The following is an 11330-nucleotide window of genomic DNA, read 5'->3' on the forward strand; positions in this document are numbered from 1 at the left end:
GTTCGCCTTTAAACAATTCGCCATTAAACAAGAAGTTACCTGACGGCGATTACAGGAATTCATCGGCACCGCCCCCGGTCAGCATCAACTCACCCGAATCGGACAAACGACGGGCAATCGAAAGGATCTCTTTCTGGGCAGATTCCACATCGGCCACCCGGATAGGCCCCATTGCTTCGAGATCATCCTGCAGCATTTCGGCGGCACGCTTGGACATATTGCGCAAGATCTTCTCGCGTAGCATGTCATCAGCCCCTTTAAGGGCTTTCTGCAACAGATCTTGCGGTACATCGCGCAGCAAGGTCTGGATGCCCCGGTCGTCGACTTCAGCGAGGTTATCGAACACAAACATCAGATCTTCAATCTGGGTCGCCATGTCTTCATCGTTATCACGGATTTGATCCATCAGCGCCCCCTCAACATTGTTGTCGAGGTAGTTCATGATCTCAGCGGCCGCCTTCAGGCCACCAATTTTCGCGGCCTGCGCACCCGCCTGACCAGCAAACTGTTTCTCCATAATATCGTTAAGCTCATGGAGGGCGGCCGGCTGGACTTCTTCAAGGTTGGCAATACGCATCATCAGATCCAAGCGTACCCGTTCAGGGAACTGTGCCAAGATCTCTGCTGATTGTTCAGGCTCAAGGTATGACAAAACAATGGTTTGGATCTGCGGGTGCTCATTGAGGATAATGCTCGCCACCTGGCGGGGATCCATCCACTTCAAGGAATCCAGGCCACGAGAGCCGCTACCCATCAGGATCTGATCAACCAGGTTATTGGCTTTATCTTCACCCAATGCAGCAATAAGGGTATTGCGGACAAAGTCTTCGCTCCCCATACCAATGCTGGTGTATTTCTGGATATCCTCGAGGAAATGGCGGTGAACGGCTGAGACCTTTTCTTGGTTAAGATCGGCCATTTGCGCCATCACGCCCCCTACACGCTGAACCTGCTTAGGCTCAAGGTGACGGATAATACTGGCCGCATCCTGCTCGTTGAGGCTAAGAAGCAGGATCGCAGCTTTATCAGCACCAGTTAGGGTGGTGATATCAAATTTTTTGTTGTCTGTGGTTGCTACTTCATTAGCCATCTTCAGTTACCCAACTCTTAACAACCTGCGCCGCCAGATCCGGCTCATTGGCAACCAGAGCACGAACCGCTTTGAGCAGGTCTTCATCTTTATGCAGGTTTGGTAGATCCAAGTTGCTGCTACTCAACTCAAGCGTCTCAACACCATCCAATTCGCTACCGATAAGATCGATGGAGTCATGACCACCGGCAACGACCGGCAGGCCATTTTCATCCAACGGCGTACCGTCGGCAGCCTGGTTTGGATAAAGCAGTTTGCGCATGGCCGGGCGAACCATCACGACCATGATAACGATAATGACCAATGCCGCAGCCAACCAGCGCACCCAAGTATTGAAGTTAGGGTGATCCCAGATCGGCAGGTCAGCCACCATCTGCTCTTCAGGAATGGCAAACGGGACGGAAATCACTTCCAACATATCGCCACGCATTTCAGAGAAGCCCACACCGCCTTTGAGCAAGCGGGCAATTTTTGCCAGCTCTGCCTCACTCAGGGCTACACGTGTCAGTTCGCCGGTTTCAGGGTTCTGCACTTGCTTGTAATCGATAGCCACGGACACCGTCTGGCGGTCGACCGTCCCGGTTTGTGCCCGGCGATGGCGGATTGTTGTATCAAGCTCATAGTTGCGGGTCGCTTCTCGGTGGACAGAGTTGTTCCCTGCACTGCCGCCAGATTGTAGCTCTTTGACTTCCTGCGGAATCGCACTATCCGCTGGAGGTTGGTTACTCAGCGCCCCCGGGATCCCCGCGACCATGCTGCCGTTATTGATATCTTCGAGGGTATATTCACTGCGTGTTGACTGGGAAGCCGGGTCAAATTGCTTACGGGTTTCTTCCACAGCGCTGAAATCCATCGACACATCGACCTGAGCGGTATAGTTACCCAATCCCAAGACAGGGATCAGGATAGCGTCGATTTTCTCACGCAATGCCTGCTCTTGCTTACGTTCCAGTTCATACTCTTTGCGACGGGCTGTGGCCTGAGGGTCTGCGGTCCCGGAGCTGAGCAAGCGACCGTGCTGATCGGTCACTGTTACCCTTGTCGGTTTCAGTCCCGGTACAGCGGTGGCCACCATATCAACGATTGAGTCAACTTCCTGCTGGCCAAGAGAACCGCCTGTCGATAAGGTAAGAAAAACGGTTGCTGAGGCTTCTTGGTTATGACGGACAAACACACTTTGCTTTGGCATTGCGAGCAATACCTGAGCCTGTCGGACTTGACGAATTTGTTCAATTGCCCGCGCCAATTGGCGTTCGCGGCTAAGCTTGAGGCGCTCTTGTTCCAAGCGCTGCGACACACCAAAGCCCATATCCTGTAGCAGGATGTCATCGCCGACAGCCGCGGTCTGGTTAAGCCCAGCCCGGGTCAATTCGAGCTTGATCGCTGAGAAATTGTCAGCCGGAACCCGGATGGTATTCCCATCAAGGGTGTAATTGATTTTTTTCTGATCGAAGTGATCGAGAATGGGGATCAGCTCTGCGGTTTCATAGGTGCCAAGCGGTCGCATCTCTGGCTCTTTGATCCAAGAGACGACCAGAACAATCAAAGCGACACAAATCGCCACAGACAGAACCAGAACGACCTGACGCAACACGTCAAGGTTACCCAGCATGCTATCTACACGCGAGGCACTTTTCTCTCCAGCATCAGGGTTCTGTAGCTCCAATTCGCTATCAGCCATTACCGCCGTCGACGGTGAATTGCCAGCAACGGCGAGCTCATTGTTAGTAGATGGATCCGACACGCACTAAATTCCTATTAGACCGGCATATTCATGAGTTCTTTGTACGCATCAACCATCTTATTGCGCACTTGCACCGTCGCTTCAAAAGCAACGCTCGACTTGTTGCGCGCAATCATGACATCTGACAGGGAAACATTGCGATCCCCTTGGTCGAAACGGGTGGCTAACTCACTGGATTGTGACTGCAGTTGGTTGACACCTTTAATGGCGTCACCAAGCATGGCGCCAAAATCAGCACTGACCTGTTGTCCTGTTGCCGGGCGGGAAGCGTTGGTGGCTTCCAGTTTCATTGCCTGCATTTCGGCCTGAAGTCCATTTACTTTCATTTGTTTCTCCTACCCGTCAGAAATTTGTCAATCCAATTACTTACCGAGCAAATTTCTTTATATATATGGTTATGTTAAGTATGAAGGAATTGCTCCCTCATTACGGTGTTCAAACTGGGATATCTATTCCAGCATCACGCATTTTTGCCAATTTATAGCGCAATGTCCGCGGGCTGATCCCTAATTGTTCGGCAACATCCTTGCGCTTGCCATCACAGGCACGAATAGTGTCTAGAATAATCGAAAACTCCTGTTCCCGCAGCTCATTTCCTAGCCCATCTGCTGGTGCCGTGAGTTTTTGCTTCTCTGTAACTTGCTGCTCTGTGGCCACATTTGGCACAACCGCGGAATGATCATCGGCCCTAGAGTGGGTCATCGGCTCAAGCAACGTCTGTAATCCATCGGCTTGCAACCAGTCGAGCCCTTCGAGCAAGATATCTGACTCGGCAACCGTTTGGTCCTGGCATAGGATCATTGCACGTTGGACAACATTGTCCAGCTCACGCACATTACCCGGCCAGCTATAATGCTTTAGCTTACTCAGAGCCGCCGGAGAAAACTCGGGAACAGCCAGCCCTTGCTTGATACAGTGACGCTCCATGAGGTACTGCGTTAGCGGCTCGATATCTCCTGGGCGATCTGACAATGCCGGCCACATCAACGGGAAGACATTTAGGCGGTAGTACAAATCTTCCCTGAAATTACCCTGTGCCACATAGCCTTTGAGATCACGGTTACTGGTTGCCAATACCCGAACATCCAATTTGATACTCTTGCGGCTGCCCAAGCGTTCAACTTCACGTTCCTGCAAAACCCGCAGCAATTTGGCCTGTAAATTCAGATCCATTTCGCTGATTTCATCAAGTAAGATCGTTCCGCCCTGAGCTTGCTCGAACTTGCCGGGACAGGCCTGGACCGCACCGGTGAACGCCCCTTTTTCGTAACCAAACAAGGTCGCCTCGAGCATGTTTTCCGGAATAGCGGCACAGTTAATCGCGACAAATGGCCCTTCGCTACGGTTCGAGTTTTCGTGAATATAGCGGGACATGACTTCTTTACCCGAGCCACTCGGGCCAAGCACCATCACACTGGCATCGGTTTTGGCAACCTTTTCGGCCAGCGCCAATAGCTTGAGTGATTTCTCATCGGCTGCAATAGTTTGGCCACTTTCGCTTTTCACCGGCGCGTATCGGCTTACCATATTAAGCAGCACCTCCGGCGCAAATGGCTTAGCCATGTAATCGATCGCGCCTTCTTTCATCGCCGACACGGCATCTTCAATATTGGCGTAAGCGGTCATCAGCAAAACAGGGAGCTTTGGCCAGTGCTGTTTGATACTGCGCAGCAAACCAAGGCCATCCATACCAGCCATTTGAACATCCGACACCACAATATCCACCGTATTGGCTTTGAGCATCAACAGCGCTTGCTCGGCACTGTCTGCCTCCAGTGAGTGGTAACCAGCCAGAGCCAGTGTATCGACCAAGGCTTCGCGCAAGCCTTCGTCATCCTCGACAACTAACACACGGCTTTGGTTCATAGGGTCACTCCTGTCGGGTCCATTGGTTGTTCGAATTGTTCTTGTGAGTGTTCTTGTGATTTTTCTGATACTGGATTTATTGGCTGAGTGGCGCTTTGCGCATCGGCCTGCGGTAATGACAAGGTAAAACATGCGCCTTTACCTAGCTCGGATTCCAAACTCAAACGGCCTTTGTGCGCATTGGCAACCATTTGGACCACGGCCAATCCAAGCCCTGTCCCTTGCTGGCGAGTGGTAAAAAAGGGCTCCAGTATCTTCTTCTGCATCTCCGGGGCAATACCGGGTCCATTGTCCAATACGGCGAGATGAATCCACTCCCCTTGTACGATAACCTGCAGCGCAACCCGGCATTGTTTACCTGCCATCTGAATCGCATTGGTGATCAGATTACTGATCGCACTGGCAAGTGCATTGGCATTACCCAATAGGGTCAGGGACTCATCATCACAGTCGATACTGAAATCAACCTGGTTGTTGATCACCTGCGCCTCTACCATGCCATCAAGCTCGTTGAGCAAGGTTTCAAGAGTAAAACACCCAACGACTTTGTTATCACCGCCCTTGGCAAACAACAGCATGTCGTTGACCTGCTTTTCCAAGTCATGCAACCGATCAACCAGTTTGCCCTGAAACCGCTCCCGCATAGGTGCCGTCAAGTTAGGCGACGCTAAGTTGGAGGCATACAACATGGCACTCGATAGTGGCGTCCTCACTTGATGGGCCAGCGAAGCCACCATCTTGCCGAGCGATGACAAACGTTGCATCTCACTCACCCGGGCCTGAAGCAGTCGGGTTTCTGTCATATCGGTGATAAAGATCAGTTGACCGCTGTTGGAAGCCGAAATCGCCAATTTCACCCTGCGGCCATTTTTCAAGGAGATTTCATGGCCATCATCTTCACGCGGCGAAAAGGCACGCTGGATAACGTCTACCCAACGCTGGCCAATCAGAGGCTGTTCGAGCAAACGGATAGCTTCAGGGTTAGCTTCACGGACGATACCGCCAGAATCCAAGAAAATCACGCCAGATGGCATCACATCCAGCACTTGCTGGTACCGGCTCACTTGCTGTGACAATGTGCCCAATGCCGGGTCCGTCTGTTGGGATACGCTCTGGGCAGGCTGATTATCGTCCATGGAAAACCTAAAACTCATTCGAAAGTGGGCTCATCTCAACGCGTACCATTGTTTTTTATGCTCTTGGCGATTTCAGAGCATAACGTTAAGCAGCACGCTGTCTGTTACTGAGTAATGCATGAATAGTGCCAATATTATATCTTTATTATCAGCACGTTATCTACAGGAGGGATATAAAAGTGACGCCATTTTTTTGACGTCACTTTTGGAGTTATGAAAGTAATGGGTTGTTGTTAGCGGCTCAAACCGTATTTGCGCATTTTTTCAACCAACGTGGTTCGGCGCATACCCAGCATATCGGCAGCGCGAGCGACTACGCCCCCTTGGGCTTCCAGCGCTTGGCTGATCATGTCAATTTCCAGCTCTGCCAGCATTTCTTTCAAATTTACCCCTTCCGGCGGCAAGTCACTGTGATTCTGTGCCGTTTCAAGCTCTGAGGCTTGGCTGCTGAACATGTCTGCCAGTGCCATGCGCTCGTGGTCATCGACAGACAGGAAGCTTTCTTCCGGCTGGAATTCTGGGAACTGGTTATACCGATACTTCATCGGTAGGTGGCTGATATCGACCATCTCACCAGGGTAAAGAATAATCAAACGTTCAACCAAGTTGGCCAGTTCACGAATATTACCCGGCCAGTCATGCTCCATCAGTGAGGTCACTGCACGTGGGGTAAAGTGAATAGGCTTGGCCCCCTGAGCTTCCATCCGTGCCAGTAACTCCTGCAGCAACAACGGAATATCTTCCATTCGCTCGCGGAGGGCCGGCATTTCAATTGGGAAGACGTTCAAGCGGTAGTAGAGGTCTTCACGGAACTTCTCTTCAGCGATCATAGATTCAAGATCGCGGTGAGTCGCAGCAACGATACGCACATCAGCCTTAATCGTTTCACTGCCACCAACGCGCTCAAAACAACGCTCTTGCAGCACACGCAGCAATTTCACCTGCATTGGCATTGGCATATCGCCAATTTCATCCAGGAACAGGGTACCGCCTTCAGCCAATTCGAACCGGCCTTTACGGGTTGAAACAGCGCCCGTGAATGCCCCTTTCTCATGACCAAACAACTCGCTCTCAAGCAAGTCCGGTGGAATAGCCCCACAGTTAACCGGCACAAACGGTCCTTTGCCACGGGTAGAATGGTAATGAATGTTACGTGCGACAACTTCTTTACCGGTACCGGATTCACCAAAAATCAGTACGCTGGCATCGGTCGAAGCCACCTGCTCCATTAAATGGCGGATCTGGCTGATGGCTTCGCTGCGCCCAACCATACTCCGGAATAAAGTATTCTTGCGGCCAAAGGTCGGAAGCTGGAAAGTCTGCTTACCCAGGAACTCTTTACAGTGGCGGAAGGCATCCATCAACTGGCCGTAATGAATTGGCTTATCGAGGTTACCTACATAGTTAGGCAATGCCGCGAGCTCGTTCTCATGCTCGCCCATTGAAATCACCGGAATATGGTGATGGGTACGCAAGAAGTTCAGCAAATTAGTTAGCGACTGGCTTGAGGACACCTTGCCCAGTAAACAGGCGCCCCACTCTTTTTCCCAGTGCGAACTGTTAACCTCTTGAGACGAGTAAGCTTCAAATTGCTCACCGATAAAGGTAAGGATCACGCTTAAATCATGGCGATGCTGTTGGTCATCATCAATTACGAGGGTATGAACTTGCATAGAAAAGAGTTTGCCTGCCTACTTAAGAGTTATTTCGTGCTGGCATTATCGACATTCATATTTAAAAATTATGAAAAAAAAGGCGTAATGCGACGAGAAACCACTTCAAATCTTATCTGACCATTGTAATTAAAGTACAGAATAAGGCAACCGACGGCGGGTAAAAGCTGTGAAGCTATCCCAATGAAAAGCAAGCTTGGGATAGCTTTCGAGCGGATTTTGTACGAGTACGTGACTGCGACACATCACAGCTTTACTGTGACAATTTTATGATTCTTCGGCCAAGTGGTGGAACTCGGCAGGGATTTGCTCCCAAGCTGACTTGATTTCACGCAGCAAGTCGACCACCTCTAGAAAGTTTTCCGATTTGTTGTTTGAGCTGCCGTCAATAATATGGCGCAACATAAAATCGTACAAGCTGTCTAGATTTGTGGCTACCTCACCACCGTCTTCCATCGACAGGCTGTCTTTCAAAGTGCCAATAATCGCTAATGCCTTCGACACTCGCTCACCTTTCATTGCAACATTGCCTTGATCCATCGCGGCCTTTGCCTGAATCAAGCGTTCAATGGCTCCCCCTAATAGCATCAGTACCACGCGGTGTGGAGATGCACTGGCCAACTGGGAGTTAACTGACACTTGCTTATATGCCTGAAGCGAACCACGCATAATTCTTTCCTATTTATTTTTGATACATTTGATAGACAGACACTGACTTCTTGCCTTGCTTGGCGGTCAATAGCTTCTGCCGTATCCGGGCTTTGTTCTGTTCTAGCAGTACTTTCAAATCACGGGTACGTTGCTGGACGTCCTCAAAAGTTTCCCGGCTCAGGTTGTCACGGTCTGCGAGGATTGCTTTGACCTGCTCATGCCTTGCCGCGACCAGTTGCTCGAGTTGCTCGGGAAAATCATCTGGATACTCATCGAGTGCGAGAAGTACCTCTATCTGCTTCTCTAAAATGGCTAGTTCTTTCATCTTTCAACCTTAGAACACCAGCAAGCTCATCATAGTATTCAGTTCATTGTTCATCTTGTAGATGGCTGCATCCATCGCCGACATCTGTTTATACGTCCGCTCTTCGTAGGCTTCCATCCGGCGGTCAAGTTCTCGTTGGTCGTCTTCCAAACGACGCTTCTGACCTTCGAGTGATTCCTCCCTGTTGGTCAAGGTACCTTCGCGACCAACATAGGATTCCATCAATTTGTCGACTTCTTTCAAAAAGCCATTTTCACTGGCGAAAAACTGATTGAAAGCGCCAAAGTTATCTTCTAACGCATCATCAAGCATTTCATTGTCTATTTCGAGCACACCTTCTCGTGTGGTCGTCACACCAAAGTCCGATAAATAGAGTTGCTCCCCATTGACCTCGACTGGGGTATTCATCAAGGTACGCATCTGGCCAGTAAATGATCGGGTTATGCTATCCCCATTGAGCGGCCCACCGGTTTTCTCCTCGATGTCATACTGGGACATGCCCTCGACCATCTCAAGGAAAGCATTATAATTTTCTGTGAAAGATTCAACGGCTTCTTTCGCTTTACCAGTATCGTTACTGATGGTGATATCAACTTTCTTTACGTCTATATCATCACGGCCACCGCCAGTGGTACCTGTCAGTTTTTCAACATTGATTTTTACACCATCGATAACATTGTCGAATTCATTGGTATCACTGGTTGCCATCAGGAAGTTATCGATCATGATTTCGGCATCCAGTGCCTCTTGCATCTGGTCCATTTCACCAGCATCAGGATTAGCTGGGTCAAAAGCAAGCTTGGTCAGTTCACCAGTGGCATTGGATGTATCAATAGCAATCGTATTATCTTTACCCGTTTTATCACTAGTGAAAACAATGTGGGCTTGATCACCAATGGTAATGGTAGTGGCATTGATACCGGGGTTGCCATTAGCATTATTGATGGCATCAACGACATCTTTAAGGCTACTTTTCGCCGAGTCTATCGTAACAGACATGGTTTCACTACCAAGCGAGAAGACCAACTCACCATCACCAAGGCTTGCATCGGGGTCTGCATCCAAACCATTCTCGCTCACCAAACGGTGGGATTGTGCCAGTTGATTGATTTCAATTGAGTAGTTACCGTTTTGGGCATGGCTCTCAGCACTGACCTTTAAGTAATCGGCCTCAGAGCTAACTGCTTTCTTACTGAGGAACACCTCATCTTCATCGAACTCTTCAAACATGTCCTGCATATCTGACATAGACGAGTTGACTTGGCCGTAGGCACTCAAACTCACCTCGACTTCCTGCATCTGCTTGTCGATACGTTGCTGCTTTGGCGTACGCTCCGCCGCGACTAGCATATCTGTCATGCCTGCGACATCTAGCCCTGACCCTAGACCACCAACTGATAACCCCATGCGACCCCTTTACACCTTCTGGCTCAGTGAGACTGGCGGATACTTTGCCAGACTTTCATTTATATCTAGCAATTCTTGTGCCGGAACTTGACGAATAACATCACCACTTTCCTTATCGATAATGATAACAATGGGATCTCCCCCTTCGTTGTCGACTTGGAATTTCAGTTCACGATTGACGTTCTGGAAATACATGGCCATTTTTTCAGCCATTGCTTCATCAAGCTGAGGTTTTGTTGCGGCATCTTGGGAATTTGTGGCTTTATCCCCAACAAGCGGTTGCCCCGATGGGTCTGTCTGGTTGTTTTTTTGTACCGCATTAGCACTACGGCCATCACGACTAGGAGAAGAGGTGTCACTGGGGTTGTTAGAGGTTAGCGGCAAAGGCCGTATAGAACTGTCAGGTGGGATCTCCATATTTTCACCCTCATGTAAAGGTAAAAAGGCATGGTACTTTGCGTACCATGCCTTCTAGGACTATTGAATTACAGTAAGCTCAATGCCGCCTGTGGATTCATTTTCGCCTGAGCAAGAATAGACGTTGAAGCCTGCTGGAGGATCTGGTTCTTGGTCAGATCCGTGGTTTCTTTCGCGAAATCCACATCCTTGATCCGACTGTTCGACGCGTTAACGTTTTCGTTGATATTGGCCAGATTATTTAATGTATGGTTGAAACGGTTCTGTACCGCACCTAACTCTGCACGCTGGTCATCGATTGATGCGATACCCGCATCCAATGCGTACACTGCTTTCTGAGCGCCTGCCGCCGTTGTTACATCTAAATCACTCAGCATATTCTGCCCAGTACCTGCTGTCTTAACGGCAATATCTGTTACTGCAGCTGTAACAGCCGATGTATCACGTTGTGTACCAGTAATAACAAGATTATCTTGCTCAAGCTTATCATCAACAATACCAGAGAACGCAATAGTATTTGTGCTTTCGTTATATTCAGCTACGAGGCCTGTACCACTCAAACCTGAGTTAATCGCATCTGTAATGCCTGCACCATCCGTAGTACCACTTAGGTCAATTGTCTTATCAAAGTCAGAACCACCACTTTGTGCAATAGTAATGCTACCACCAGCCAATTGATTAATTGCAGCACTAGAAATCGTACCACCAGTTGTATCAGCACCTGTCTGGCCTAGGTTATCTACGGAAATATCACCCAGTGTCATACTGATAGTTTCGTTTGCCGCAGCACCAACCTGGAACTGCTGGGTTTCATAAGTACCATCTAGTAGCTTCTGGCCACCGAAAGTCGTGGTTTCAGAAATACGGTTAAGCTCAGTGGTTAGCTGGTCCATTTCTTTCTGGATAGCACCACGGTCTTCGTCTGAGTTTGAGCCGTTTGCTGCCTGTAACGATAGGTCACGCATACGCTGCATGATGTTAGTTGATTCCTGCATTGCCCCTTCAGCTGTCTGGGCAATAG

The 11330-nt window shown here is 49.5% G+C and carries 11 protein-coding genes and 1 pseudogene; all 12 read right to left on the reverse strand.

Going from position 1 to position 11330, the window contains the following annotated elements; translation table 11 throughout:
* Positions 1-49 precede the first annotated feature (49 nt).
* Positions 50-1090 (reverse strand): flagellar motor switch protein FliG, encoded by a 1041-nt coding sequence (fliG, locus tag BIZ37_RS06280; RefSeq protein WP_107299318.1) that lies wholly within the window; start codon positions 1088-1090, stop codon positions 50-52.
* Positions 1083-2834 carry a flagellar basal-body MS-ring/collar protein FliF gene (fliF, locus tag BIZ37_RS06285; protein ID WP_187460762.1) on the reverse strand — a complete coding sequence of 584 codons (1752 nt, stop codon included), beginning with the start codon at positions 2832-2834 and terminating at the stop codon, positions 1083-1085. Before fliF ends, fliG begins: the two co-directional genes overlap by 8 nt.
* A gap of 14 nt (positions 2835-2848) precedes the next feature.
* Positions 2849-3160 carry a flagellar hook-basal body complex protein FliE gene (gene fliE, locus BIZ37_RS06290; RefSeq protein ID WP_187460763.1) on the reverse strand — a complete coding sequence of 104 codons (312 nt, stop codon included), beginning with the start codon at positions 3158-3160 and terminating at the stop codon, positions 2849-2851.
* A gap of 109 nt (positions 3161-3269) precedes the next feature.
* Positions 3270-4700 (reverse strand): sigma-54 dependent transcriptional regulator, encoded by a 1431-nt coding sequence (locus tag BIZ37_RS06295; RefSeq protein ID WP_187460764.1) that lies wholly within the window; start codon positions 4698-4700, stop codon positions 3270-3272.
* The gene (locus BIZ37_RS06300; protein WP_187460765.1) at positions 4697-5836 is read right to left on the reverse strand and encodes a PAS domain-containing sensor histidine kinase; all 1140 of its coding nucleotides are present in this window, start codon (positions 5834-5836) and stop codon (positions 4697-4699) included. Before BIZ37_RS06300 ends, BIZ37_RS06295 begins: the two co-directional genes overlap by 4 nt.
* A gap of 233 nt (positions 5837-6069) precedes the next feature.
* Complete coding sequence (locus BIZ37_RS06305) at positions 6070-7509, reverse strand: sigma-54 dependent transcriptional regulator (RefSeq protein ID WP_187460766.1); 1440 nt, start codon at positions 7507-7509, stop codon at positions 6070-6072.
* 267 nt (positions 7510-7776) lie between these two features.
* The gene (gene fliS / locus BIZ37_RS06310) at positions 7777-8178 is read right to left on the reverse strand and encodes a flagellar export chaperone FliS (protein ID WP_187460767.1); all 402 of its coding nucleotides are present in this window, start codon (positions 8176-8178) and stop codon (positions 7777-7779) included.
* Between the two features lie 13 nt (positions 8179-8191).
* Positions 8192-8485, reverse strand: a complete 294-nt coding sequence (locus tag BIZ37_RS06315; RefSeq protein WP_187460768.1) for a flagellar biosynthesis protein FliS — start codon at positions 8483-8485, stop codon at positions 8192-8194.
* A gap of 9 nt (positions 8486-8494) precedes the next feature.
* Positions 8495-9892, reverse strand: a complete 1398-nt coding sequence (fliD, locus tag BIZ37_RS06320) for a flagellar filament capping protein FliD (protein WP_187460769.1) — start codon at positions 9890-9892, stop codon at positions 8495-8497.
* 9 nt (positions 9893-9901) lie between these two features.
* The gene (locus tag BIZ37_RS06325) at positions 9902-10309 is read right to left on the reverse strand and encodes a flagellar protein FlaG (protein ID WP_187460770.1); all 408 of its coding nucleotides are present in this window, start codon (positions 10307-10309) and stop codon (positions 9902-9904) included.
* Between the two features lie 68 nt (positions 10310-10377).
* Positions 10378-11073: a flagellin gene (locus tag BIZ37_RS30400; RefSeq protein WP_370577314.1), complete on the reverse strand. Its 696-nt coding sequence runs from the start codon at positions 11071-11073 to the stop codon at positions 10378-10380.
* 14 nt (positions 11074-11087) lie between these two features.
* A pseudogene (locus BIZ37_RS30645) lies at positions 11088-11330 on the reverse strand (flagellin); the annotation flags it as partial.

It is taken from the genome of Photobacterium sp. BZF1, from assembly GCF_014349205.1.
Taxonomy (GTDB): domain Bacteria; phylum Pseudomonadota; class Gammaproteobacteria; order Enterobacterales; family Vibrionaceae; genus Photobacterium.

Excerpts from the sequence above, each read along its gene's own strand:
- BIZ37_RS06300 (WP_187460765.1), bottom strand. The coding sequence starts at position 5,836 with ATGGACGATAATCAGCCTGCCCAGAGCGTATCCCAACAGACGGACCCG.
- fliE (WP_187460763.1), bottom strand. The coding sequence starts at position 3,160 with ATGAAAGTAAATGGACTTCAGGCCGAAATGCAGGCAATGAAACTGGAA.
- BIZ37_RS06295 (WP_187460764.1), bottom strand. The coding sequence starts at position 4,700 with ATGAACCAAAGCCGTGTGTTAGTTGTCGAGGATGACGAAGGCTTGCGC.
- fliG (WP_107299318.1), bottom strand. The coding sequence starts at position 1,090 with ATGGCTAATGAAGTAGCAACCACAGACAACAAAAAATTTGATATCACC.
- BIZ37_RS06315 (WP_187460768.1), bottom strand. The coding sequence starts at position 8,485 with ATGAAAGAACTAGCCATTTTAGAGAAGCAGATAGAGGTACTTCTCGCA.
- fliS (WP_187460767.1), bottom strand. The coding sequence starts at position 8,178 with ATGCGTGGTTCGCTTCAGGCATATAAGCAAGTGTCAGTTAACTCCCAG.
- BIZ37_RS30400 (WP_370577314.1), bottom strand. The coding sequence starts at position 11,073 with ATGACACTGGGTGATATTTCCGTAGATAACCTAGGCCAGACAGGTGCT.
- fliD (WP_187460769.1), bottom strand. The coding sequence starts at position 9,892 with ATGGGGTTATCAGTTGGTGGTCTAGGGTCAGGGCTAGATGTCGCAGGC.
- BIZ37_RS06305 (WP_187460766.1), bottom strand. The coding sequence starts at position 7,509 with ATGCAAGTTCATACCCTCGTAATTGATGATGACCAACAGCATCGCCAT.
- BIZ37_RS06325 (WP_187460770.1), bottom strand. The coding sequence starts at position 10,309 with ATGGAGATCCCACCTGACAGTTCTATACGGCCTTTGCCGCTAACCTCT.